Genomic DNA, 26,333 nt, shown 5'->3' with positions numbered 1-26,333 from the left:
ATGCGGATGCGCAAGCTGTTGGGGCCGCTGTTGTGGCCTTATCTGCTCTGGGCGCAGGTTCCGGATGACGGCTTTTATCCCGGTGGTCGATACGCGCCCGAGGTACCCCACCCGCAGACTTTTTTGGGATACACCCTGGGGGAGGACTTTACGCCCTACGATCGCGTGGTGGCCTATCTGGAGGCTGTCGCCCGCGCAAGCGCTCGATCGCGTCTGGTCCGCTACGGGCAGACCCATCTGGGCCGGCCCCTGCACTACATGGTGCTCACGGACCCCGCCAACATGGCCCGGCTGGAGGAGATTCGGCAGGCCAACCTTCGGCTTGCCGAACCGCGCACGCTTTCCGCCGCGGAGCAGGAGCGGATCGTGCGCGAAAACCCCGTTGTGGTCTGGCTCAGCTACAACGTGCACGGCAATGAGCCGCCCAGCACGGAGGCCGCGCTGCGCGTGATCTATCAGCTCGCGGCCGGCCAAGACGAGCGCACCCTGCGCATTTTGCGCCAAGCTGTGGTGATCGTCGACCCCTGTTTGAACCCCGACGGCCGGGAGCGTTATGTGCAGTACTTTCGTGCCTACCGGCAGCTCAGGCCCAATGACAACCCCGACGTCGTGCAGCATGAGGAGCCCTGGCCGGGCGGGCGGACGAACCACTATCTGTTCGACCTCAACCGCGATTGGGCCTGGCTTGTGCATCCGGAATCGCGCGCCCGCATCGCGGCCTACCGGCAGTGGCTGCCCCAGGTGCACATCGACTATCACGAGCAGAACTACAACGCCAACTACTTCACCATGCCGGGCATGCGGCCCCGCAACCTGCTATTGCCCGAGGAGAACCATCAGCTGGCTCAACGCATCGGGGAGGCCATGAACCGCGCCTTCGACCGAGAGCAAATTCAGTACTTTACGCGCGAACGCTTCGAGTTCTTCTATCCCGGTTACGGGTCCTCATACCCCAGCCTGCAGGGGGCCATCGGCATGCTCACCGAACAGGGCGGGGGCAGCCGGGCAGGGCTGCTTGTGCAGACCTGGGACGGCACGATGCTTAGCTTCCGACAGCGCGTCTATAACCATTTCCTGACCTCGATGGCCGCGCTGGAGGAGGCCGTCGAACGCCGAGAGGAGCTTCTGCGCTACATGGCGCGCTTTTTCCGCGACGGCATCAGCCTCCGAAAGGGCCCGGCCCTGTACGTGTTTCCGGATCGAACGGAGTCGTATCTGTACAGGCTTCTCGGCGTTCTGCACGCGCACGGGGTGGAGATAGAACGAGCCCGGGCCCCGTTTGTGGTGCCCCGACCCTTTGACTACCGGACCGGGGCGCCGGGCCCCAGCCGATCCTTTCCGGCCGGCACCTGGATCGTTCGCGCCGATCAGCCCCGACAGGTTCTCGTGCACACGCTGCTGTTGCGGGAGATGGCCCTGGAGGATTCGCTCTTTTACGACGTCTCGACCTGGTCTGCCCCTCTGGCCTTCGGAGTCGAGGGTTACTGGTCGGAGCAGCCTCTGAACGTCGCCACGGAACGCGTAACCGAACCCCCGACGTATCGGGGCCAGGTGCGCGGTTTGCCGGCCGCCTACGCCTATCTTATCCCATGGGATCATGTGCAGGCCCCTCGGGCCCTTGTGCGCCTGTGGGGGTGGGGCTACCGCGTGCGCTCAGCCGGGCGGCCTTTTCGGCTCGAAGGCCGGGATTTCCCCCGAGGCAGCCTGATCCTGCTGCTCGGTCAGCAGCCGGACTCGCTGCGCGATCGCGTGCACGAGGACATGCGGCGCCTGGCCGATCAGACCGGCGTTTGGATCTACGGGGCCCAGCGGGCGCTCGTGGAATCGGGTCGGGATCTGGCCTCGCCCTCGCACATTCCGATCCGCCCCCCCCGGGTGCTGCTGGTGGCCGACCGGCCCATTTCGATGTATAGCTACGGGCAGCTCTGGTATGCCTTCGAGCAGGAGCTGGGATACACGGTGCACCCCGTGCGCCTGAGCAGCCTGGCTCAGGTCGATCTGCGCCGCTACGACGTGATACTGTTCCCGGGCGGCGGCAACCTGCGCCCCTTTATCGACAGCACCTTGCAGGCCCGGCTGCGGGCTTGGGTCGAATCCGGAGGCGTACTTGTGGCTTTGGAGGGGTCGGCGCTGTTTTTCACGCAGGATCGGAGCCGCTTTACGCGTGTTGAGCTCGTCCGTCCCCAAGAGGCCCTGCAACGAGCTCGCGACGCCTACACGGCCCGTCTGGGCTGGGAGGCGCGCGAAGACGACCAACGCCATCAGGAGCTGGCCGGCGTGGCCTTGCGCGGGGAGCTGGATCCGACGCATCCGCTCGGATATGGGCTGGAGGGCGAAGTCTACGTTTTCGCCCAGCTTGCGGAGGCTTTCCGCTGGAACCCGCAAGCCAGCGGCATCTCATGGGCCGGCCGATACGGGGCAGACCCGAACACCCTGAAGGTCTCCGGCTTCATCAGCGCCTACAACCGGGCCAAACTGGCCGGGGGCGTCTGGGCGGCCCTGGTGCAGATGGGTCGAGGCAAGGTCGTGCTCATGCTCCCCAACCCGAACTTCCGCATGTACTGGCTGGCTTATCAGCGCATGCTCTGGAACGCCGTTTTTCTGTTGCCCGCTTTGTGATCGGAGGACAGTTTATGGTCAAATTCCCGCTGCGCCTGCTGCTGGCCTGCGTGGGGCTTTTCGGTCCCGTCTACGGGCAGGACCCCCTATATCCCGGTGGCACCTATAGGCCCGACGTTCCCCGCCCCGAGGAATGGCTCGGATACAGGCTGGGGCAGCATTTCAGCTATCATCACCGCATCGTGGGCTATTTCGAGGCCCTGGCCGCCCGTTCCGATCGCATGCGGCTGGAGCGATACGGGCAGACATACGAGCGCCGTCCCCTTATGGTGGCCATCTTCTCCAGCCCCGAAAACCTGGCCCGACTGGAGGCGATCCGGGAGGCGCATCTGCGCCTGGTCGATCCCCGTCGCTATCCGGACGTGCGTTCCGTTATTGTAGATTTGCCCATCGTGGTTTGGCTCAGCTACAACGTGCACGGCAACGAGGCCTCCAGCTCCGAGGCCGCCATGCGCGTAGCCTATCAGCTTGCGGCCGGAACCGATACGCTTACCGAGCGCATCCTGCGGCAGGCCGTGGTGATTCTAGATCCGTGTCTTAATCCGGACGGCCGCGACCGATACGCAAGCTGGATCAACCAAGCCCAAGGTCAACGGTCTGACCCCAATCCGGAGGCCTGGGAGCATGCGGAGCCCTGGCCGGGCGGGCGGACAAACCATTACCTCTTCGACCTCAACCGGGACTGGGCCTGGATGACTCAACTGGAGACGCAGGCCCGTATTCGGCTCTACAACCGGTGGATGCCGGTCGTGCACGTGGACTATCACGAGCAGGGGCGCGAGTCCCCGTATTATTTCGCCCCCGCGGCCCAGCCCATACACCGCCAGATACCGCCTGAGGTGCTGGAGAACATGCGCGTATTCGGGGAGGGCAACCGAGAGGCCTTCGATGCGCGGGGCTGGTTGTACTTCACCCGAGAGAACTTCGACCTGCTCTATCCTGGCTATGGAGACTCCTGGCCCTCGCTTAACGGTGCGGCGGGCATGACGTATGAGCAGGCTGGAGGCGGTTCTGCGGGCACGGCCGTGGAGCTGCGCGACGGTACCTTGCTGCGGCTAGAGGACCGCATCCGGCATCACGTCACGAGCTCGATGGCCACCCTGCGTACGGCCGTGGAGCGCCGTCGGGAGTTGCTGGAGCGCTTTCGGGCCGCCTTTGAACGCATCGTGCGCGTGTCCCGAAACGAAGTACAGGCCTACGTCCTGCCCCCGGAGGCCGGAGACTTAGGCCGCCGGCACCTGTTTCTGCGGCTGCTGTTGGATCAGGGTGTGGAGGTGGCCCGGCTGCGGGAGTCCGTGCGGCGGGTGTCCGTCTACAATTATGCTACCGATCGGACCGAAACGGTCGATCTGCCGGCAGGTTCCTTTGTGATCGTCACCGCTCAGCCCAAGGGGGCTCTGGTGCGCGCGCTTATGGAGCGGCGCACGGAGTTCTCCGATTCCCTTACCTACGACATCACCGCCTGGACGCTGCCGTATGCGTTTGGGCTAGTGCCCTTTTACAGCACCACGACCCCCTTGACGGCCCTAGAGCCCGTAACAGAGGCCCCTGGCCCGGGGGGAGAGCTCATAGGCGGCGAGGCCCGATACGCCTATCTGATACCTCCCGATCAGTACTTCTTCCCAAAGGCCATCGGGCTGCTGATGCGCGAAGGGATCCGAATGCGCCTGGCGCATCGGCCTTTTCGGCTGGACGGGCGGCGCTATCCGGCCGGGACTCTGGTGATTCCGCTGACCCGAAACGAGGAGCGCCGCTCCGCGCTTGTCGAGCTCATGCGCCGCGTGGCCGCCGAGGCGGGAGTGCGCATTTACGCCGCTCAAAGCGGTTTCGTGGAGGAGGGATTTGATCTGGGCTCTAACTACGTCTCCACCTTTGAACAGCCCCGCATCGCCGTGCTCACCGGCGAGGGCATCAACCCCGCGGAGTTTGGGGCCATTTGGTATCTATTAGATCGGCGTTTTGAAGTTCCCTATCACAACGTGCCCCTTGCCGCGCTGGCCGGCCTGGACCTAAGCCGTTACAATGTGCTCTTGCTTCCCCCCGGAAACTACGGTCGCATCGACTCCACCACGCAGGCCCGCATCCGCGACTGGATTCAGCGCGGGGGGGTGCTGGTGGCCGTCGGTTCTGCTGCGCGATGGGCGGCCGAATCTAGGGCGCGCTGGACGCAGGCCAAGGTGCGTCGGACGCCCGAACCGGATGAAGCCCGAAAGGAGCGCCTCCGGCGCGCCGCCTATGCCGAAAGCGAGCGCCTGGCCCTCGAGGGCGATATACCCGGGGCCCTGTTGCGGGTGCGCTTAGATCCGACGCACCCGGTCGCCTACGGCTACGGGAACCGCTACGTGACGCTCAAGGTGGGCACCCTGGTTTTGGAGCCCCTCGACAACGTGGGCAACGTGGCCGTATACGAATCCGAACCCCTGCTGAACGGTTATGTGCCCGCGCGCCTGATGCGTCACCTCGCCTCAGGGGCGGCTATTGTGGCCGAGGACGTGGGCCGGGGCCGGGTGATCCTGTTCGCCGACAACCCCGCCTTCCGGGCCTTTTGGGTCGACGGACACGGGCTGCTGCTCAATGCGATCTTGCTGGGTCCAAGCCGTTAGGGAATCGCCTCAATGGGGCGGAAGCTAGCCCGTTGGTCGGGTCCGGGCTTGGCGTTGCTGCTCATCGCGATCGGCCAAGGCCAGCCCGATTCGCTGCCCTGGCGCACGGCGGCCGTTGTGCTGTGGATGGGGCTTTGGTGGCTTTCGGAGGCCGTGCCCCTTGCCGTGACGGCGCTACTGCCGCTGGTGCTTTTTCCGCTGCTCAGTATCCCGCCCGGGCTGCAAACCGCCGAGGCGTACGCCAATTCGACGGTGTTTCTGTTTCTAGGCGGGTTTTTGCTTGGCGCCGCTATGCAGCGCTGGGGGCTACACGAACGCCTGGCCCTCGGGCTTCTGGGCCGCTTCGCCCGCCGTCCCCGGCATGTGGTGCTGGGGCTGCTGCTATCGGTCGCGTTTCTGTCCATGTGGATGTCCAACACGGCCACCGCCCTTGTGGCCTTGCCCATCGCCCTGTCGATCCTGGATCAGATCCCGGAGGGCCCGGTTAAGCCGCTTTTCGCCAAGCAGGTGCTGTTAGCCGTGGCGTATGCAGCCAGCATCGGCGGGGTGGCTACGATCGTGGGCACCCCGCCAAACGGCATTCTGCTCGGTTACCTGCGCCAACACCATCCGGAGTTCGCGCCCGGCTTTGCGGAGTGGATGTCGTGGGGGGTTCCGATCGCGGCCCTGATGCTGCTGGCCGCCTACGGGCTGCTGCTTGCGGCCTTCCGCTATCCGGAGCCGCAGCTGGGCTATCGCCCTGAGGCGATTCTGGAGCGGCGCCGCATCTTGCCGCCCTGGCATCCGGCTGAGCGGGTGGTGTTGGTCGTTTTCCTGCTTACCGCGCTGCTTTGGCTTACGCGCACCGGACTGGGCCCCTGGCCGGGCTGGGGGCGGTGGTTGCCTTGGGTAGATGATACGACCGTGGTCTTGTGCGCTGCCTTGGCGCTCTTCTTGTGGCCCGTTCGAGACCGAGAGGGACGCCTTACCCGCGTACTAGGCGGGGATTGGAGCCGGTTCGTCTCCTGGGAGGTCCTGTTGCTCTTCGGAGGCGGTTTTGCGCTCGCGCAAGGCGTTGAGCGCTCCGGTTTAGACCGAGTCATTGGCGGTCTTTTTGCCGAATCGGCCGCGTGGGCGCCGCTTGGGCTCATGTTCGCCGCCGCCGCCGTGGCGCTGTTGCTTACGGAATTCGCCTCCAACACGGCCACAGCCGCCCTGCTTGTGCCCCTGCTGGCAGCTGCGGCCCAGAGCACGGGCCAATCCGTGCTCGCCCTTACGGTGCCGGCCGTGATCGCCTCCAGTTTGGGCTTCATGATGCCGGCCGGAACCCCGCCAAACGCGCTGGTTTTCGCAAGCCGATACCTGCACATCTCCGACATGGTCCGCGTTGGGCTGTGGTTGGACCTCGTAGGGGTCCTGGTGCTCGTAGCCGTCGTGGCGGCCTTGTACTAAGGGGATCGGCTGCTATCTTTGAACAAACCGAGGGCCATGGAACCGTTATGCGGTGGATAAAAGAGCTCCTCGTGGTGGGAGATCGGGTGCTTATCGCCCCCGAAGAGGGGGAGCAAACGACCGAAACGGGCCTCTATCTACCCCCCACGGTTAAAGAAAAAGAGAAGGTCTCCTCGGGCTACGTCGTCAAGGTCGGGCCCGGATACGCCATACCGGGGCCGTTTGAGGAGGAGCCTTGGCGCGAACGCCCAACGGTCCGTTACGTGCCCTTGCAGGCCGAAGAGGGCGATTACGCGATGTTCCTAAAGGAACAGGCCGTGGAGATCGTCTACGAAGGCAAGAAGTACTTCGTCGTGCCCCAGTCGGCCATCCTGGTGCTAGTGCGCACGCGTTTTGAAGCGGACTCCGAAGAGGCCGAGCCGTGAACCGCTTTGTGCTGCGCTGCTTAGGCGAAGCGTGGACCATGCAAGGGTCGGGCCCGGAGGAGGTCGCCCCCATACAAAACCCCGCGGTGGCCGTACAAGAGGGTCGGATCCTCTGGATAGGCCCTGAGCGGGAGCTGCCCGAGGCTCTGGGCGCCTGGCCTGCGTTTTCGGGAGCAGGCGGGGCGCTTGTGCCGGGCCTCATCGACAGCCATACGCACCTCTGCTTCGGGGGGGATCGGCTCGATGAGTTCCGCTTGCGCCTGCAAGGGCTTAGCTACCAGCAGATCGCCGCGCAGGGCGGAGGGATCCGCCGCACGGTGGCCCAGACGCGTGTGGCCACCGAAGAGGAGCTTTTGTTGCGGACGCGGCGCTTTCTGGATCGCATGATGCGATTCGGGGTCACGACCGTAGAGGCCAAAACAGGTTACGGGCTGGACTTGGAAACGGAGCGCAAGCAGCTGGCGATCTACGCCGCCCTGCGCCAGAGCCACCCGGTGGAGCTACACGTGAGCTTCCTGGCTCACCTCGTGCCGGACGACTACGCCGAGCGGCGAGACCGCTATTTGGCCTATCTCTGCCAGGAGCTCATGCCCGAGCTCGCCCAGACGGCCCAGGTGCGCTTCGTAGACGTGTTCTGCGAAGAGGGGGCTTTCAGCCCCGAGGAGGCGCGGCTGCTTCTTATGGCGGGTCGGGCCTTGGGATGGGGGATCAAGCTGCACGCCGATCAGTTTCGCGATTCCGGAGGGGCCCGACTGGCGGCGGAGCTAGGGGCCGTCTCGGCCGATCATCTGGAGCACACCTCGCCGGAGGGATTCCGTGCGCTGGCCGAGGCCGGAGTGGTGGCGACCTTCTTGCCGGGATGCAGCTTTTATCTGCGCCAACCTTACGCGTCCGCCCGGCAGGCCCTGGAGGCCGGGGTCACCATAGCGATCGCGACGGATTTCAACCCCGGCTCCTCGCCCACCTACAGCCTGCCTTTTGTGATGAGCCTGGCTTGCGTGGAAATGGGTTTGAGCCCAGAGGCCGTTTGGGTGGCCGTAACGCGCGCAGCAGCCCAAGCTATCGGACAGGCGCATCGGATCGGCCGTTTGGCTCCGGGATATGAGGCCGATCTGGTGCTGTTAGACCACCCTAGCCCGGCGTACGTACTCTACCACGGCGGGGACATGCCCGTAAGAGCCGTCTGGAAGCGGGGCCAACTGCTCTATGGCCAGCTCGATCCCGTTTGCTGAACTACGACCCGTGGGGCCGGAGCTTATACCTCGGGTTCAGGAGGCCGCCGATCGGCGCGTGGGGCATCTGTTGCACCGATTCGACGGGCGCCCGTTTAACTGGACCCTCTATCGGGTAGCCCTGGTGGGCTTCCCCGTGGACGAAGGCATACGACGCAATCAGGGCCGAGCCGGAGCCGCCCAGGCCCCCTCGGAGATCCGACGCTGGCTGTATCGGATGACGCCCGCCTCGGCAAGCTCGGTCTGGGAGCGCACCATGGACCTGGGAGACCTCTCGGTCGGCACCTCCCTGGAGGCGGACCGGGAGCGCTTGGCCGCCCTGATCGCGGCCCTGCTCGCCGAGGGCCTCATCCCGATTGTGCTCGGCGGGGGGCACGAGACGGCCTTCGGGCACTTTCTGGGGTATGTGCGCTCAGGCCGCCGGGTGAGCCTGCTCAACGTCGATCAACATCTTGACGTCAGGCCCCTGCGCGAAGGACGTCCCCACAGCGGCTCGCCCTTCCGGGAGGCTCTTGAGCATCCGGCCGCCTGCGTACAGCAATACCGGGTCCTGGGGGCCCAACGGCAGGCCGTGTCCGAACACCATGTCGCCTACGTGCGGGAACGCGGAGGGCTTGTCCACTGGTGGGACGCGCTGATGGGAAACGAAGACTGGACGTTTCTGGACGAGACCCCGGCCCCAATCCTTGTGTCCTTCGACTTGGACAGCATCCGGCAGGCCGACGCCCCCGGGGTGAGCGCTCCATCGCCTGTGGGGCTATCGGCCGAATGGGCCGTATCCTTCGCCTGTCGCTGCGGTCGGCATCCGGCCGTCTCCAGCTTCGAGCTCGTCGAATGCTCACCTCCTCTGGATCGAGACGGCCAGACGGCCCGCCTGAGCGCCCTGATCCTGTGGTCCTTCGTGCAGGGCCTGGCGGCGCGTTGGGGACGAGGGTGAGGTCTGCAGCCACGGCATGGATTTTGGTTCATTACTACATATAACCAACCGCGGAGGCCCCGTGCGCATCATGTTTTCAGGTTTAGCCTTGCTACTGAGCTCCGCGGGGGCGCTGGCTCAGGAGCTCGATTCCCTGTGGTTGGAGGCGCAGCGCGCGCGCTTCTTCAACCGATGGGCCGACGCCTACAAGTTGGCCCTACAGGTGGCGCAGCAGGCGCGCTCCGCCGGGGAGCTCGATTTAGAGCGGGCGGCCTCCGCCTTGGCCCTGGAGGCCGCCTGCTGGACGGGGCGCGAAGGCGAGGCGCTGCACCAGGTTCCGGCTGAACGCATCCGGACGATGGGGGATTCGGCGCTTGTGCGCCGCTGGTTTGCGGCCGCCTCCTGGGTCATATCCGCGGGCTATCGGCGGGGCGAGGGGCTAAGGTGGTTTGCCGACTGGGAGGCGCTCTGGGAGGAGAGCCCACAGCAGGTGCGCCGTTGGGCTCTGGAGGTCCTATCGGGAGCGCTGCGCTTCGCTCTCATATCCGAACCGGATTCCGTATTCCACCCCCAACGGGCCGATCTACTGTGGGCTTTGGGCGGGCGCTGGGCGAAGCTAGACCGCGCGCAAGCCATTCTTTGGCAGAGCGCGGCCCTTCGGCTTGTGGGCAGCTGGGCCCTGCGGGAGCCGGCTGCAGAGCAGCGCCTGATAAGCTGGCTAGCCCAGGTGGAACCTGAGGGGCTACGGACTTATCTGCTCGACATGCCCGATTCGGTCCGAAGTCCTGAGCGGATTCAAAGGGCGCTTGCCGCCCTACGAAGCGCCGGCCAAGAGGGGTGGGCAGTTCAGGTGGAGCTGAGCCTATTGGCTCCGTCTCCGGATCTGCTGCTTGAGGGGGATTCGGCCGCCGTGGCCTATTGGGCCGAGCGTTATCTGAAGGCCGGCCGTCATGAGGAGGCCCTCTCTCTGTGGACACAATGGGCTCGCAAGCGAGCGCAGCCCGCCGCTTACCGAAAGGCCGCCCGATGGCTGCTGGCCCAGGGTCATCCCGAGGCGGTGCGGGAGCTGTTGGCCTTCTTGGAGCAACCCGGAGCCCGCCTGCGAGGTCAGGGTGCGTTGGTGCTTCTGCTAGCCGAAGCCCTGCGTGCGATGGGGCAGCCTGAGCAAGCGGATCGGGTTCTGGCCGCCCTTCGGGCTCAGGATCAGCAGGCCAGGCGCCAAGGGGCCATTACGGCGGCTCACGAGACCGACTCTTCCGCCGCCACCCAACCGAGCCGACTTCGGGGCCTTTGGCGGCTCTTTTTAGGCATATTGGGCCTGCTTCCCCGATAACCCCTCCCGCAATCGCGGGAGGGTTCCGCAAGCGGCGATGCGCAAAAGATAGCCACACCCACAGCGCGGCGGTGGCAGCGTCGGCGCCTCTCCTCAAAACCCGAGCCCGCCCCATCAAGAGGCGGGCCCCTTAGGAGCCTGTTTTTAGGTGTCGACGGAAGAAGTCCGTCATCATCGTATACAAATGCACCCGTTGCGGTCCGAGCACGCCGTGGCGCTGGCCTGGGTAGTACATGAATTCAAAGGTTTTGTTGAGCTGCTGCAGCCGGTGGATGAACTGCAGGGAATGCTGCGGGTGCACGTTGTCGTCTTGGTCTCCGTGGATGATCAGAATGGGCACCTCTAGGCGTTCTGCGTGTGTCAGAGGCGCGCTGCGCGCGTAGCCCTCGGGGTTGCGTTGGGGGGTATCCATGTAGCGTTCCGTGTAGATCGTGTCGTAAAACCGCCAATGCAGCACGGGCGCGCCGGCGATCCCGCATCGGAAGGCGCGGCCCGTGGTGGTAAGTGCCAGGGCTGTTACGTATCCCCCGTAGCTCCATCCCCAGATGCCGATTCGGGTGCTGTCCACGTACGGCAGGCTCCGCAGGTAGCGGTTGGCCTCCAGCTGGTCGTGTACCTCCCAATGGCCCAGATTCCGGTATATGAGGTCCCGAAAGGCTCGTCCCCGGGCCCCTGTGCCGCGGCCGTCTACGGAGACCACGATAAACCCCTCTTCGTTGGCCAGCATCTGGTGCCACAGGTAATTGGCTCCGCCCCAGGCGTTGCGCACGGTTTGCGAGTTGGGGCCACCGTAGACATACATCACCACGGGATAGCGTCGGGTACTGTCGAAATCCGCGGGCCGGATCATCCATCCGTTCAGCTCCACGCCATCTCGAGTTCGAAAGCGGAAGAATACAGGCTGGCTCATCCGATATCGGGTCAGGTCTTCCCGCAAGGCCGCGTTGTCGTAAAGCAGGCGGCGCTGGCGCCCGTCAAACCGGACAAGCCAGCTCTGGGGCGGACGGGTGAAGCCGGAATGCGTGATCCGGTAGTATTCCCCCGTTGGGGAGAGGCTTAGGCCATAGGTGCCGGGCTCCGTGGAGAGCCGTTCCGGTCGCAGGCGGCCGTCTAGGCTCGTGCGAAACGGGTGTCGCTCCAGAGGGGAGACCTCCGTGGAGGTGTAATAGACCCACCCTCGTCGCTCGTCGACCCCGGCTAAAAACACCTCGTATTCCCCCTGCGTGAGCGGACGCAGCAGCCGGCCCTCAAGGTCGTACAGATACAGGTGCCGCCAGCCGGTGCGCTCCGAAGCCCACAAGAAGGCCCGACGCGAGGGCAGGAAGAGCAGCTCATCGTGCACGTCGATCCACGTAGGGGAGCGCTCCTCCAGGATCAGGCGTCCCTGACCGGTGTTTGCGTCGTAAAAGAGCAGCTCCAGGCGGTTTTGCTGCCGGTTGAGCCGCTGCACGTATAGCGTATTGGGAAGCGGTGTCCAATCCATGCGCGCGATGTAGATGTCCGGATCGGAGCCCAAGTCCATCCACCGGATGGCGCGCGTACGCAGCTCGATGACTCCGATCTGCACCCGAGCGTTTTCCTCGCCGGCTTTGGGATATCGGATGGCCTTGATCTGGGAGTAATCCCCCAGGTTGTCGAGCAGGTGGTATACCTTCACGTGGCTCTGATCTAGGCGCCAGAAGGCGATGTGCTCGCCATCAGGGCTCCAACGCCAGCCGTCGCGCAGATCCAGTTCCTCTTCGTAGACCCAGTCGAAGGTGCCGTTGATGACCGTCTCGGATCCATCGAAGGTGAGCTGCGTCTCTTGGCGCGTCTGTACGTCGACGACAAACAGGTTGTGTTCGCGCACGAAGCCGATCCGCCGGCCGTCGGGGGAGAACTTGGCGAACTGTTGCCAGCCCGCTTGGCGGCTCAGCGGCCAAAGGCGTCCGGAATCCAGCTCAAAGACGTAGTACTTGCCCTTTGTAAACTGACGCCAGACCTGCTGCGCATCCGTATACAGCAGCACGCGTCGGCCGTCGGGGCTGAGCTGGTAATCCCAGATGCGGATGCGCCGCGCTTCGCCCTCGGGTTCAAGTTGCGCGGCCGCTACGAGGCGCTTTCTGGCGCCTGTGGCTAGCTCCACGGCCCACAGCTCGGCTAGCCCGCTTTCGCGATCCGGTTCAAGCACGTAGTAGGCCCGTCCGTCGGCGCTCCACTGAAAGCCGCGCAGCTCCTGCGCGGCGAAGGCGCCAGAGCCGAAGATCAGGGGCACGCTCAGCCGCTCCTGCGCCGATACCCCTAAGCTCGCCCCCAGCAGAACCCCGATTCCCACCAGGTAGCGTAGCCCGCACATAGGCTCCTCCCATCATGCGTTCGCCCCCAAGATACGCTCCGTGGACATCTCGACGCAGCCAAGGTTAAACTTCTGTTGCCCCTTTTTCCCGTCCGCGGGCGCTTTGTATCTTGCCGCGGCTCACAGAAAAGGGAGCAAGTGCCATGTTACGTTGGCTATCAACTGCCGCTATTGTGCTGGGTTTCTGTCAGATCCTGTGGGCGCAGGTGGTGACCACCTCCGCCATCAGTGGACGGGTCTTAGATCAGCGCGGGGAGGCGCTACCGGGCGCGAACGTCGTGGCGGTGCACCTGCCCTCTGGTACGCAGTATGGGACGGCTACGCGCGCAGACGGCCGCTACAATTTAACCGGCCTTAGGCCTGGCGGCCCCTACACCGTGCGGGTCTCCTTTGTGGGATATCGGACCGAAGAACGCTCCGGTATAGAGCTCGTAGTAGGCCAGGATCTAGAGCTCAACTTTCGCCTGGTGGAGGCGGCCGTGCAGGCTGGAGAGGTCGTTGTCACGGGAGAGCGCCTGGGCGTGATCAATCCGGACCGCACCGGCGCCCAGACGTTTTTCAGTCGGGAGCAGCTCGAGCGGTTGCCCACGATCAACCGGGCTCTTTCGGACTTCACCCGGCTCACGCCTCAGACAACCGGCTTCAACTCCTTTGCCGGTCGGAACAATCTGTATAACAACATCTCGATCGACGGTTCGGTGCTGAACAACGTCTTTGGACTCGCCTCCGAAGTGGGGGGGCAAACGCGGGCCCAGGTCATCTCTCCGGAGGCGATCGAGCAGATTACCGTGGATATCGCGCCCTACGACGTGCGGCAGGGATCTTTTACGGGGGCGGGCATTAACGTGGTCACCCGCTCAGGTACGAACGAGTTTAAGGCCTCCGCCTACTCTTACGTCAAGAACGAAGACTTCGTCTCTGAGCGCGTAGCCGACGCCCAGGTGGCCCCGGTGCGCTTCTCGGAGCGCCAGACGGGCGTAGCCATTGGAGGGCCCATTGTGCGCGGCCGGCTGTTTTTCTTCGCCAACGGCGAGATCCGCCGCCGCGTTGACCCTGGCGCCACCTTCCGCCCCCGCACCAGCCCCACGGAGACGGGTCCGGACGTGGCCGCGGTCGACCGCGCCGTGCTGGAGCAGCTTCGTAACGCGCTCCTGCAGAAGTTCAACTACGATCCGGGCTCTTGGGACCCATATGACTTGAACTCCGCCAGTGAGAATCTGACCCTTAAGCTCGACTGGAACCTAGGCCTCACGCATCGGGCCACGCTGCGGCTCAATTACCTCAACTCCTTCCGGGACATCCCCATATCGAACTCCGGCTCCATCGGCGGCCGCCAGAACGGACCCAACACGGTGCCCTTTTCGCGCGTCAACTACAACATCAACAACGACGCCTATTCGGCCATCTTGCAGCTCAACTCCACCTTTGGCAACCGCTACGCCAACCAGTTCACCGTAGGTTTTACGGCGTTGCGCGATTTCCGGAAGGCCTTCTCGGATCCCTTCCCGCTGGTGGACATCCTGAGCAACCCCTCCACGACGATGACCTCTTTTGGTTATGAGCCGTTTACGGCCAACAACCGGCTCAATACGAACATCTGGCAGCTGGCCAATAACTTCTCGGCTTTTCTGGGCCGGCACACGATCACGGTGGGGACGTCGAACGAGATCTACGCCACGGACAACTGGTTTACGCCCTGGTGGTACGGCTACTACGTGTTCCGTTCGGCGCAGGATTTTCTAGAGCACATCAACGCGCCCAATCCCACCGCCTCGAACGTGCCGCAGCCGCGTGTCTTCCGTTTGCAGTATTCGCTCCTGCCAGGCGGTGAGGTGCCAATAGCCAAGATCCGCGCCTGGCAGTTTGGCGCTTACGCGCAGGACGAATGGCGCGTGCTGAACAACTTGCGCCTGACGCTAGGCCTGCGCGTGGATATGCCGATCTTCCTTAACAAGCTACAGACCAACGAGCGCGTAGCCCAGCTCACCTTCGCCCGGGGTCTAAAGATCGATACAGGTCGGCTGCCCAAAGCCACCCCCCTGTGGTCGCCCCGGTTGGGCTTCAACTGGGATGTCTGGGCCAATAGGCGTCTGCAGCTGCGCGGCGGCACGGGCATCTTTACGGGCAAGATCCCGTTCGTGTGGGTCTCGAATCAGGCTTCCAACAACGGCCTCTTGCTCGGGGAAACGTTCGTCTCCGCGCCCAGCGCGCAGATCAACAACCGCTTCTTCGTGCTGCGCAACCCCGGTGACAACCGCCAAATCGTCTTCAGCCCAGACCGTCGCACCTATATTCCGGCCAACCCGCAAGCTCCCCCCACGGTGCTCATCAACGTGACGGCCGAGAATTTCAAATTCCCGCAGGTCTGGCGCACCAACCTAGCCCTGGATGTGCGCCTGCCCGGTGACGTGATCGCCACCCTGGAGGGAATCTACACCGAGGACATCAACGCTGTCTTCCATTGGGACGCCAATTTCCGGGATCCGATCGGGACCTTCAACGGCCCTGACCGCCGGCCGCGCTTTGCCGGCAGCGCTGCGGCCAACCGGATCAACTCCAGCGTCACCAACGCCATCGTACTGGACAACACCAGCCAGGGCTATCAATACTTCCTCACGGCCCAGCTGGAGAAACTCTTTACCGGTGGGCCTTTGCGCGGGCTTTATGGGCGCTTCTCGTATACGCACGGGAAGGCGCGCGATCTGACCTCCTCTACGAGCGCAATCGCCGCGACGGCTTGGTTCAATAACCAAATTTATACGAACCCCAATGAGCCCGTGCTGGGATACTCCGTCTACGACCAGCGGCACCGCCTCGTGGGGCTGGTTAACTACCGGCTAGAGGCCTTCGGGCTATCGGGCACAACGCTTTCGGTGGTCTGGGTCGGAGGCTCGGGTTCGAACTTCTCCTATGTCTACGGCGGGGACATGAACGGCGACGGCATCGCGGGCAACGACCTCATCTACGTGCCCCGGGATGCGAGCGAGATCCGGCTTGTGCCCAGCACGGGGCAGGCCGACGCGGCCCAGGCCTGGCGCGAGCTCAACGCGTTCATCGAGCAGGATTCCTACTTGAAGACGCGTCGCGGCAAGTACGCCGAACGAGGGGGCGCCACAACGCCTTGGGTCAATCGAGTAGACGTGAGCATCAAGCAGGCCTTCTACGTCCCCATAGCAGGCCGCCGAACATCGGTAGAGGTGTCGTTGGACCTCATCAACTTCGGCAACCTGCTCAACTCCAACTGGGGTGTGGTCTATCGGCCCATCACGACAAGCCCGATTCAGTTTGTGCGCGTCGATCCCGACGGGGTGCCCGTCTTCAGCTTCCCGTATCGAGACGGAAAGCCGCTCACGCAGTCTTTTACCCCGGACGTGGACTTGAGCTCGCGCTGGCAGGCTCAGCTCGGACTGCGGATCGCCTTCTAGGAAGGGTGGCAAAATGAGCCGGGAAGGGGGCCCCTGAGAGGCCCCCTTACCTTTTGGCTTGCCAAGGAAGGCCAGAACGTGCCGCATGAGCATCGGGCAAGGTTGGGGGGGTCTTAAGGGATCTTGCGTTCTAGGGTTTTCTTTCGTTTAGCCTTTTTTCTGGCTTTGGCCCGCCAGGCGTGCAGTGCGGGCCCTGGAGGCGGCCTGGATTGCCACCGACCTGTTTGTGCTAACGTGGGTCCTGCTTCGGCTGAGGGCTTTCTTAAAAACTCTGCGCCGCCGGGACCTATCCGAACCTGCCCTAGCTGCCGGGCTTCCCCGCCTATTCTGGTGCAGCAGTTGCTTCAGTTTGCGGTGCTAGTGCGCTACCGCTTTCGCATACCCACCTCGCAGACCTACCAGCAGGAGGCCTCCTATGGCCTCCCCTTTCGGGGTCACTGGTATGCGTAGAACGGCGGTCCCGATCCGGATACGTTTCGCTCTTGGGAGCTACTCGGACAGCGTTACGCCTACGATGTGCTCATTCGGGATGCGCATGGCAAAAGCCACCGCAACAAGAGGTGGCGCCCTGGGGATTACTACGCCCTCTGCGCTCCGGTTCTGGACCTCGCAGACGGCGCGGCGGTGGCCGTCGAAAACCGGCATCCCGACTGCCCCCGGCCTGAGGTGATCGATCCTTTCGTTTGAAGTAATACTGGGCAAATACATGATCATCCGACACGGCAAGCGGGAGCATAGCCTGCTTGCCCATCTGCACCGGGGGAGCGTGCGCGTGCGGCCGGGAGAGCGCGTGGGGCAGGAGCAGCTTATGGGGGGTGCGGTACCTCGGGGCATTTTAGGGAGCCTCACCTGCACTTTGGCATCCAAATGGCGCGAACTTCTTCTCCGCTTCTCTATCCGTGCGCCGGTGCCGGCCTCTGGAGCCGGGATGCCAGAGAGGGGTTTCCCGTTCGGGGAGGGTAGGTAAGCGCAGGCCCAGCTGCTCCGCCCCCTCCGGACAGGCCTGGCGCCTTTGGGGCATTCTCCGGCTGCGGGTCGAATCCTCTTGACATTCGGCCCCGGATCAGCCAAGAGGAGTACGGGCTTTCGAATCTGTCCTTTCCTCTTAGTCCAGTAGGCCCTACTCCGTTCGGTCCAATGGGGCAACGGACCAGAGCCCGCCCAGAGCGCCGCCCTTTGGGGGTTTTCGCATTGGAAGCTCGCTTTCCCGCCTGCAGCGGCGCGCTTGCGTCCAGCAATAAGGGTAAGCGGGACCTCCGAGGCTACGGGAGCCGTTGGGGCGTGCGGCATCCGTTGGACTGCTGTTTTTTTTAAAATCGCTAAAGATTTTTTAAAAACGCCCGGCGTGCACGCCTTTCGAGGTGAATGACCTTGATTTTTTGCCGGCGATTTTGGTATACCTACTACACGGTTTGGGCCTTCAAGGGCAGGCTGATTTGTCAAAAAGGAGGAGGTACACGGCATGAACAGGCTACGCATCGTCGCGGTCTTGGGATATGTGCTAGCCTGGGCGAACGCGAGCTGGGCCCAGACGGGCACTATTCAGGGCCGGGTCACGGATGCGCGCACGGGTGATCCGATGCCCGGTGTGAACATCGTGGTCATGGGCACCACATGGGGAACGGCCACGGATAATCAGGGGCGCTATACGCTAGCCGTACGGCCCGGTACCTATACGATTCAAGCTCGCTTTCTGGGCTATGAGACCGCCTCTCGGTCTGTGACCGTGCGCGCCGGCGAGGCCGCGACGGTGAACTTCGCGCTTCGCGAGCGGGCCATCGACCTAGAAGAGGTCGTCGTCACTGGGGTGGCTCGGGAGGCAGCCCGCAAGGAGATCGGCGCCTCCATCGCGACATTGGACGTAAGGCGGCTTGAAGACGCCCCGATCCTAAACATGTCCCAGCTGTTGCAGGCCCGCGCTCCAGGGGTGAGCGTGCTTCCGGGCGGAGGCAAAACGGGTGAGGGGACGAAGATCCTCATCCGCGGCCCTGTGAGCGTAACCCAAGGTATTCAGCCCATTATCTACGTAGACGGGGTGCGCATCGACAACTCCACGGCTCTGGGCGTCTGGACGGGGGGATACTCGTGGACAGGGCTTGATGATCTGAATCCGGAGGACATCGAGCGCGTGGAGATCGTCAAGGGCGCGGCTTCTTCGACCATCTACGGAACCGAGGCCGCCGCGGGGGTGATCCAGATCTTCACCCGGACCGGGCGCACGGGGGCGCCGCGCTGGGAATACCGCAGCGAGCTCGGCCAAAGCACCACGCCTCTGGACTGGTGGAACGTATCGCTCTATAGCCCGTGGTTTTATGAAAACTTTGTGCGCACGGGGCAGATCCTAGATCAGCAGCTGTCTGTATCCGGCGGACAGGCGGGCTTTAACTACTACGCCTCAGCTGGGCTGCGTAATCAAGATGGTGTGCTCAAGGGCAACCGGGAGGAGGCCCGGCATTTTCGGCTCAACTTGCAGCTGCTGCCTCGGCAGAACCTGATCGTGCGCTTTAACACGGGCTACGCTACGCGGGAGGTGTTCTTCCCTCAGGATGCGAACAACATCTATGGGATCGCCATTAACGGTCTAGGTGGCGGTCCTCGAGGCCGCTTTATGCGCCCCGAGGAGGCGCTCAACGTAGACGTGCGCGGCAAGTCGGGTCGTTTTACCGGCTCCTTCTCGGCCGAATACCGGCCTATGGAGGGCTTCAACCACCGGGTCACCCTAGGCGCCGATATCGTCAACTACGACAACACGGAATACTTCCCCTACGGGGGTGTCTCTCCGGTTCCCCTGGGCCGAAAAGTCAACTACCGGCGCGACGCTACGACCATAAGCTTCGAATACGCCACGAGCTTTTCGCGTCGGATTAGCCCGTGGCTTAACGTAAACGCCACAGCGGGCTGGCAGTACTACGATCGGGCATACGGTTCGAATACGGCCACGGGGCGCGATTTTCCGACACCGGGGCTTTCGGTGGTCGCCGCCGCCGCGGTACGCGAGGGCACCGAAAGCCGCCTGAACGTCAAATCCGCCGGCGCCTTTGCACAGGCCGGCCTGGGCCTATGGGAGGTCCTGTTCTTGAATGTGGGCACGCGCGTCGACGGGCATAGCGCCTTCGGAAAGGACTATCCGTATCACGTATACCCCAGTGCCAACGCTTCGATCTTGCTCTCCGGACTACGCTTTTGGGAGCTCCTTCGGGATTTCTGGATCCCCTCTTTGCGCTTGCGCGCGGCTTATGGCACCGCTGGCCGCCAACCGGGCACCTTCGATGCGGTTCGGACCTGGCAGCCGATCTCGGCTGCGGACGGGAAGCCCGGAGTGACCACGCTCAACCTAGGTAACCCCAAGCTGGGTCCAGAAGTAAGCCATGAGCGAGAGCTTGGCGTAGACGCCTCCTTCTTGGGCGACCGGCTTGCTTTAGAGTTCACCTGGTACACTCAGGAGACGCGCGACGCGCTGCTTTCGGTCCAGTATCCCCCCTCGCAGGGCTTCCCGAATCCGCAGCTTGAAAACCGCGGCAAGCTGCGTAATAAGGGTGTAGAGCTATCCGCCACACTGGTGGCGCTCAACACAAGCCTAGCCCGCTGGAGTTTTCAGGCCAATTTCTCAACCAACTACAACAAGGTGCTCGACTTAGCTGGGATGCCTGAGATCTCCGTGCAGTGGTCCCAAAAACACAAGGTGGGCTATCCCGTGGCGGCCTACTTTGAGGATCGTTACATCCTCAAGGATGGCCAGGTCGGGCTTGCTAGCCAGCTGCTGCGCAACCCCGACGGCACGCTGCCAAGCGGATGGGACTACATCGGACCCTCCTTTCCAATTCGGACCGCTCAGCTGTCGACGGATCTTACGCTCTTTCGCAACCTGAACGTGCGGGTGCTTTTTGATCATGCAAGCGGGCATTACCTGGAGAGCACGACCTTCCGGTGGCTCATGAACTGGACCGTGACGGTCAACGATCCTGTGCTGCCGGACAAGGCGGGACAGACCGTCGGGCTGTGGGCGCACTGGGATAAGTACAAAAACGATCCCGTGATGCAGGAGTATATCAAGCGTCCCTGGGGCCGCGGCGGGCCGCGCGGCAACGTCGTGGTGCCGGCCGACTACTGGCGGTTGCGGGAGGTCGCCGTGAGCTATCGCGTGCCCGAATCCTTCTTGAGCCGCTTTGTGGGACAGCATGTGCGTTCCGTTATGGTCTATGCCTCGGGCCGCAACCTCTGGCGCTGGTTCAAATTCCCCATGCTGGAGGTGGAGTCTGCCTATAACACCCCTAATGACCTGAGCCAGCAAGAGTACTTCGGCACCCCGGTGCCGCGGCAGATCGTCTTTGGGCTGCGGATCGGCTTCTAAGCGCGGGCAAGGAGGTGAAAGACGATGAAACGCTTTTGGCCTATAGCGCTTCTGGCCCTTTGGATGGGAGCCTGCGATCTATCCGTAACCAACCCGGGCCAGATCCAGGATGAATACCTCAATGACGCTAAAGCGATCGATCCGATCGTCAACGGCGTGGCTGGAGACTTTGCCTGGGCCACGACGATCCCGGGTGGAGGCGGCTTGTATAACGCCGGGGCCATGCTCACCGATGAGCTTGTGCACGTGGGCACCTGGATCGGCTTGCGGCTCCTGAGCAACGGCATACCCGATGACTGGACCGAGGCAGACGGCCGCTGGTCCGGGGCCTCACAGGCCCGCTGGACAGCTGAGCAAGCCGTGGAGCGCATCAGCAAGCTGGTTGAAAACCCAGACCGAGATGCGCGCGTAGCCACTGTGGCCATGTGGGCTGGGCATATGAACCGGGTCATGGGAGATCACTACGGGGAGGCCGTGATCAACGGGGGCGGGCCGCAGCCTCATACGGTTTACTACGAGCGGGCGATCGGGTACTTCAACCGGGCTATTCAGATCGCCCAGGCCATCAACAACCGGGATATCCTGCTCTCCTCCCTAGGCGGCCGCGCCTGGTGCTACGTGCAGCTGGGCCGCTGGAGCGAGGCTCTGCAGGACATGCGCCAGATCCCGACGGATTTCGTTTTCAACCAAATCCACGCAGATAAAACCGATCGGGAGCGCAACTACTTTTACTGGTGGGGCTTTCTGCGCGAGGAGTGCTCTGTCTGGGGCACGCCCTTCGCCCGTTGGGGGCTAAACCTCACCAATCCAGCGGCCTCGGAAGGCGATCCGCGCGTGCAGTACGACGTGCCCGGGCGCAATGGCGGAGACGGCCGTCGGCCCTTCTGGCGGCAGCGCAAATACCGCAGCTACGCCGATCCCATCGCCGTAATCAAAGGCACGGACATGCGCCTGCTGGAGGCGGAATATGCCCTGCGTCAAGGGGATGTGCAGACGGCCGTGGCCAAAATCAACGAGGTCCGGCAGTCCAACAACGCGCGCTTCCGTTATAACCTGCCCCTGGTTTCGGCCCGCACGGTCGAAGAGGCCTGGCCGCTGCTTATTCGGGAGCGCGGGGTGGAACTGTGGCTGGAGGGCAAGCGGATCGCGGATATGCGCCGCTGGGCCACATACGGGGCGAATTTCGTGCAGCGCTACATCCCCGGTGTGGTGCGCGAGGAGAACGCCGGTAGACCGGCCTCGGAGGATCCCGTTCGGAATGTGATCCTAAGCGCCCCTAAGCTGTTTCTGATCATCCCGCGCATCGAGCGCAACTCCAATCCCAATTATCCACGTAGCTGACCGCAAAGAACCCTCCCTAAGCCCGCCCCGGACCAGAGGGGCGGGCTTTTTTGTTGGTCTTCAAGAGTCCTTGCAGTTTGAGGGACGATCGTTTTTACTCACTTCGGAGTCGGGCGGGAGGAGGGTCCGATGTTCATGCCGAGGGTTCGCCGTGGCCGGGGGAGCCGGCCTTGCGGGGTGAGTCTGCTCTCCATCGCCTTGCGCCCGGTGCGTTTGCAACGGCGCTGTGGCGCTTTTCGCCCGTAAGGACGCAACAGAGCGTCTTTGCTCGTTTTGTGGCCCATTCGGGGCTGGTTCTGGTGGGCGGCCCCTGGTGCGTTCCGGGCCGGAAGGCGTTGGCCGCCCGACGTTCCATAGGGGGGAACGCCGGGCCCGGCTTTGGCTTCGCGTGGCTCATCTTGTGGCCGTATTTCTTCAGGTGCCCTTCAGGCGAGCCGTCATGCTATCGGGCCAGCTGGCCGAGGGCGTGGCGGATTCCGGCGCGGACCCGGACTAGTTCCTTGTCGTAGCCGAAGGCCGGCTTTGGATAGTGCGCTCTTTTCTTATTGGGCTTAAGAAGACGCTCCTTTTCGATCGTCGTCGTCTGCTCTGTCTGAACTACCTTACATAACCGAGGACCACCTGCCGATACCGGAACGCAATCCGTTTACGGCAACGGAGCCCCTCACGCTGCGTCCCCTGCAGGGGCGTCGATACAAGGCCAGGCTGCCGGAGGCCAACCCTGGGGTGCGTCGGTTTTTGCCCAATGCCACTTGGACGATCAACCCCAACAGAGAGCCCAGCCCTCACCTGCGCGCTTGGAGAAGCCCTTGCGAGGCGCGAAGTGGAATCTCTAAGACGAACGCCTGCGGCTGTTCTCGGAGCACACCTGGGCGCGCCGCTATCCGGAGCTTTCCGATGCGGAGCGCGCCTTTCGGTTCCGCAGCACCCCGTGTGCCTCCAAGGCGCACCCTCTGGATTTTCGGGGTCGGATTTTGCGCGCTTACGCCGAACAGCTGCGGCGATGGGGCTAAAGCGCGCGCTTTATTGGGAGGAGCCCGATGTGGATCCTGGTGGCTAGCGCCCTCGCTCCGGATCATCCGAAAATGCGTCGCGCCGGGGCCGCCTATCCGCCTCTGGCCACTCTTGTGCTGGCCTCCGTGCTGCGCAAGTCCGGATATCGGGTATGCGTCTTCGACGCCACGCCGGCCTCCGGTCCGGAGGCTTTTGCGGAGGCGCTTGGTCATAGCTGTCCCGATGCGGTGGTGCTGTATGATGATCACTTGCATTACGCCTCCACGATGTGCCCGCTTCGAATGCGCGATGCCGCCTGCCGCATGCTCGAGGAGGCGGCCCGAAGGGGTCTTCCGGCGTTCACTGGCAGCGCCAATGCGGCAGATTGCCCTGAGCCGCACTGGCAGGCTGACGCCTGAGCGTGCTGCGTTCAACGAGACGTCTTGCGATGGCTTGAGGCCGTGGGCCGAGACGAATCGGAGCCTGAGGTGCCTGGCCTGCCGATCCCCAGGCTCTGTTTGTCCACGCCCCTGGAGGGCTTTTGAACCGGAGCTCGACTTGGATTCCCTTCCCTGGATCTGGTCTGGGATTTGATCGATATGGACCGCCACAGGCGTTTCTGGGCGTCTGCGCTGCAGGTACGTATCTTTCAATCTCAACGCCTCGCGAGGTTGTCCGTACGGCTGCGCTTGATGCGCCAAGCCTCTTTTTGAGCATCTGTATAGGGCCCAATCACCAGCACGCACTGTGAAACGGATCCAGCGCTTACGGCGCGATTACGCGGCCGAACGTATCTGGTTCGTGGACGATATCTTTGGACTTGAGCCCGTGTGGCTTGAGCGTTGGGATGCGGCCGTCGAATCGCGCGGGCCTCGGCTGCCTTACAAGTGTCTTCAATGGGCCGATTTGCCGATTGGCTTGAACGTCTTCTGGGCGCTGGCTCGTTCCGGGTGCCAAACGCTCTGGATGGGCGTGAAGTCGGGCTCAGAACGCGTGCTCCAGGCCATGCGCACGAGCATCCGCGTAGAGGAGGTGCGGATTGCCGCCCTCTTGCTTCGGCGCCAGGGCATGGTGACCGTGGCCTACCCGATTAAGGGTACGGCTTCTGGTGACCGATCGCCTTAAAGTTGCCGTCCATGGGCCGAGAGCTCGGATCGGGAGTTGGGTTTTCGGGGGCGCCATGGGGCTCTGTTCTACTACTTCGCCACCCGATACGTGGCCAACGCCGGAAGGCGACGCACAACCTGGCAGCGTCTAAGGGGCTGGATTGCGGCCTCGGGAATGTATGCCTGCGCTTGGACCCGAAGCTGACCGGTCCTGCGTTCCGGAGGCCTTCGACCGCTACGCTACCGCATACGACGTTTCGTTTTCGCATCTGGGGTAGGTCCGGAGGGCTTGGGAGCGGCTGCTGTCGCGCTTGGCGCGCAAGCTAGAACCTGGCCCCTGGGTGCTGGATCTGGCCTGCGGCACGGGCGAGGACGCGCGTTGGCTGCTGGAGCGCGGTTTTTGCGTGCGCGCCGTAGACGCCTTCTCTGCCATGCTCGAGCTGCTGCGGCGCAAGACTGCCTCTTGGTCGGATCGCATATACGTTCAGCGGGCTAATCTGCGCCTTGGGAAACCGGATCGGGGTCGTCGCCATGCGGCGGCGCTGCTGAATTTCGGGGGGCTGAACGCGCTGCCCGACCCACGATCCCTGTTGCGGAGGCTTTACAAGGCCCTTCTGCCCGGCGCTCGGGTGCTGTTGGTGGGAATCAACCGATGGGCCCTGCTAGACGAGCTGCTGTCGCTGGTGCGTCTCGGCAGACTGCGACGATGGCCCCGACCGACGGGACAAGCCCTCGTGGCGGGTCAGCGCCTGCCGCTGCGTTACTACGGGCTGGGGGAGCTCAAGCGCTCATGCGCGGGCTAGCCTTGGAAGGGGGCCGAAGCATTATGGCTGTTTTTGCCGCCTCCCAGATATCGATGTTGGGCCCGCCGGGCGGACCGGCTGCGTTTTCTGGAGGAACTCGACGCGCCGCTAAGTAGGCTGCCCCGGGCGCGCCCTGGGCGATCGGGTTGTCTGTTGGCTGCGCAAGCCTTCTTGATCTTTGAGACATGACGAGCCTAAACTTGGCTGCGCCGCTCATCGAAAGGGGGGTGCGTCTCATGAAAGGGGTGCTTCTCGGCATGGCGCTCGGCCTGGCCGCATCGGCCTATGGTCAATCCGCGTTTCGTTTTGGGCCCATGCTGAAGTTCGCCGGCGGTCTGGGACTAGCCGGAGAAGTGGAATCAGGCCGGATCGTGCTGCACGCAGAAGGGGGATGGCTGTTGCTTGCACTTTCCGCCTCCGCCGGTTTGGGATTGCGGCTGGGGGAGAGCGGGGATCTCTATGCGCGATTGTATAGCTTCTCGGCGGGCAAGGTGTTCGGAGGCGGCGGGACGATCGTGGGCTTAGAGCCCGGTTTGAGGCTGAGGCTGTGGAGACGCCTGCACTTGGAGGCGGGCGCTTTCCTATGGAGTGAAGAGCGGGAGCGTTTTTCTGAGACCCCGCCGGCCCGGCCCACCTCCACGTACACCCAGCTTCGCGCGATCCCCAACGTCGGGTTGATCTTTTGGCTTTTAGATCGTCGAAGATAAGGCCATGCTAGGTTAGGAGTACAACCCTTTCGGGGCCGTTTGTCCGTTACGTAGCCCTAAAAGGGGTTGGGTTTCTTCCGCGCCTAAAGGCGCTAAGGTGTAATGCTTGGCAATAGACGCTAGGCCCTGCTTCCAGGCATTTGCAGCAAAACTAGCCAGCGCAGGTGCTTTAGGGATGCCTCAAATAAAAATGTGCGCCCGCTGCGCGGCCCCAAAATGGGCAGGCCCCTTGCTGCGTTTAAGAGTGCCACCACGTAACGCTTGACGATAACCTTTAGGCTTTCTACCCAGTCATCCTGAAAAAAGCTAGCCAGTACGGGCGCTTTTTTGCCGTTTGCCTCCCCTAGAGTGGCGTAACGCGCTGAGGTATCCCTTGGCACCTTTGTTTCCGCTAAAGCAAGCAGTTCCAGCATATAGCTATGCCTGAGTCGCTCCACACCAAGAGCTTTAAGGACCTTGAGATCTTCAAAATTTTCGAGATGCCCGAGATCCTCTAAATCCTCAAAATCCTCCCGATCCTCAAAATCTTCGTAATCCCCAGGCTCCTTCAAGGCCAACGTATATGGCCCAAGCCAAATCGTGGCCCCGCGCCTCTGCATAACATTCCAATACCAAGACCACAAATCCGGCTCTAACAACCGGTGCGTTTTGTGTAGCGCCGCATGGCCGTTAAGGTAACCCGCGGTCTCCAAGGCCGTCTCTAAATCAGTACC

17 protein-coding genes and 1 pseudogene are annotated in these 26,333 nt (G+C 63.3%); 15 read left to right on the top strand and 3 right to left on the bottom strand.

Translation table 11 applies throughout. The features are described 5' to 3' along the window. The 7 genes from NZ993_01270 to NZ993_01240 all read left to right on the top strand — a co-directional run bounded on the left by NZ993_01270 (window position 1) and on the right by NZ993_01240 (window position 10,559). Window positions 1-2,619, top strand: coding sequence for a M14 family metallopeptidase (locus NZ993_01270; GenBank protein MCS7154426.1), 2,619 nt, complete (start codon window positions 1-3; stop codon window positions 2,617-2,619). Window positions 2,620-2,633: 14 nt separating this feature from the next. Further along, window positions 2,634-5,222: a M14 family zinc carboxypeptidase gene (locus NZ993_01265; GenBank protein ID MCS7154425.1), complete on the top strand. Its 2,589-nt coding sequence runs from the start codon at window positions 2,634-2,636 to the stop codon at window positions 5,220-5,222. 12 nt (window positions 5,223-5,234) lie between these two features. Next, window positions 5,235-6,653, top strand: coding sequence for a DASS family sodium-coupled anion symporter (locus tag NZ993_01260; protein ID MCS7154424.1), 1,419 nt, complete (start codon window positions 5,235-5,237; stop codon window positions 6,651-6,653). A 47-nt stretch (window positions 6,654-6,700) separates the two neighbouring features. Beyond that, window positions 6,701-7,078, top strand: a complete 378-nt coding sequence (locus NZ993_01255; GenBank protein ID MCS7154423.1) for a co-chaperone GroES family protein — start codon at window positions 6,701-6,703, stop codon at window positions 7,076-7,078. Beyond that, the gene (hutI, locus tag NZ993_01250; GenBank protein ID MCS7154422.1) at window positions 7,075-8,310 is read left to right on the top strand and encodes an imidazolonepropionase; all 1,236 of its coding nucleotides are present in this window, start codon (window positions 7,075-7,077) and stop codon (window positions 8,308-8,310) included. Before NZ993_01255 ends, hutI begins: the two co-directional genes overlap by 4 nt. Next, window positions 8,285-9,247: a formimidoylglutamase gene (locus NZ993_01245; GenBank protein ID MCS7154421.1), complete on the top strand. Its 963-nt coding sequence runs from the start codon at window positions 8,285-8,287 to the stop codon at window positions 9,245-9,247. The genes hutI and NZ993_01245 overlap by 26 nt, the downstream gene beginning before the upstream one ends. Before the next feature lie 61 nt (window positions 9,248-9,308). After that, entirely contained in the window at window positions 9,309-10,559 is a 1,251-nt protein-coding gene (locus tag NZ993_01240; GenBank protein ID MCS7154420.1) for a hypothetical protein, read from the top strand. A gap of 130 nt (window positions 10,560-10,689) precedes the next feature. On the opposite strand, the gene NZ993_01235 is transcribed toward NZ993_01240, so the two are convergent. After that, window positions 10,690-12,894 (bottom strand): S9 family peptidase, encoded by a 2,205-nt coding sequence (locus NZ993_01235; protein MCS7154419.1) that lies wholly within the window; start codon window positions 12,892-12,894, stop codon window positions 10,690-10,692. A gap of 143 nt (window positions 12,895-13,037) precedes the next feature. Here NZ993_01235 and NZ993_01230 point away from each other — a divergent pair, with 143 nt between their 5' ends. After that, window positions 13,038-16,319: a TonB-dependent receptor gene (locus NZ993_01230; protein MCS7154418.1), complete on the top strand. Its 3,282-nt coding sequence runs from the start codon at window positions 13,038-13,040 to the stop codon at window positions 16,317-16,319. A 489-nt stretch (window positions 16,320-16,808) separates the two neighbouring features. Here the strand turns inward: NZ993_01230 and NZ993_01225 are convergent, their stop codons facing one another. Next, window positions 16,809-16,964 carry a hypothetical protein gene (locus tag NZ993_01225; protein MCS7154417.1) on the bottom strand — a complete coding sequence of 52 codons (156 nt, stop codon included), beginning with the start codon at window positions 16,962-16,964 and terminating at the stop codon, window positions 16,809-16,811. 817 nt (window positions 16,965-17,781) lie between these two features. Here NZ993_01225 and NZ993_01220 point away from each other — a divergent pair. From NZ993_01220 to NZ993_01190, 7 genes and pseudogenes are all read left to right on the top strand, one after another. Further along, a complete protein-coding gene (locus NZ993_01220) occupies window positions 17,782-20,670 on the top strand; it encodes a TonB-dependent receptor (GenBank protein ID MCS7154416.1) in 2,889 nt (962 codons plus the stop codon). Window positions 20,671-20,694: 24 nt separating this feature from the next. After that, window positions 20,695-22,011: a RagB/SusD family nutrient uptake outer membrane protein gene (locus NZ993_01215; GenBank protein ID MCS7154415.1), complete on the top strand. Its 1,317-nt coding sequence runs from the start codon at window positions 20,695-20,697 to the stop codon at window positions 22,009-22,011. A gap of 313 nt (window positions 22,012-22,324) precedes the next feature. Then, the gene (locus NZ993_01210; GenBank protein MCS7154414.1) at window positions 22,325-22,507 is read left to right on the top strand and encodes a hypothetical protein; all 183 of its coding nucleotides are present in this window, start codon (window positions 22,325-22,327) and stop codon (window positions 22,505-22,507) included. Between the two features lie 544 nt (window positions 22,508-23,051). After that, window positions 23,052-23,423: a hypothetical protein gene (locus tag NZ993_01205; GenBank protein MCS7154413.1), complete on the top strand. Its 372-nt coding sequence runs from the start codon at window positions 23,052-23,054 to the stop codon at window positions 23,421-23,423. Window positions 23,424-23,751: 328 nt separating this feature from the next. Beyond that, window positions 23,752-24,129 carry a hypothetical protein gene (locus NZ993_01200; protein ID MCS7154412.1) on the top strand — a complete coding sequence of 126 codons (378 nt, stop codon included), beginning with the start codon at window positions 23,752-23,754 and terminating at the stop codon, window positions 24,127-24,129. 277 nt (window positions 24,130-24,406) lie between these two features. Next, window positions 24,407-24,913 (top strand): annotated as a pseudogene (locus tag NZ993_01195) (class I SAM-dependent methyltransferase). 236 nt (window positions 24,914-25,149) lie between these two features. Next, complete coding sequence (locus tag NZ993_01190) at window positions 25,150-25,620, top strand: hypothetical protein (protein ID MCS7154411.1); 471 nt, start codon at window positions 25,150-25,152, stop codon at window positions 25,618-25,620. Between the two features lie 119 nt (window positions 25,621-25,739). Here NZ993_01190 and NZ993_01185 read toward each other — a convergent pair. Then, on the bottom strand, window positions 25,740-26,333 hold a 594-nt coding region (locus NZ993_01185), incomplete at its 5' end, for a hypothetical protein (protein MCS7154410.1).

This window comes from Bacteroidota bacterium (genome assembly GCA_025059945.1).
Classification (GTDB): Bacteria; Bacteroidota; Rhodothermia; order JANXDC01; family JANXDC01; genus JANXDC01.
This window is presented reverse-complemented; position numbering and strand designations above follow the sequence as displayed.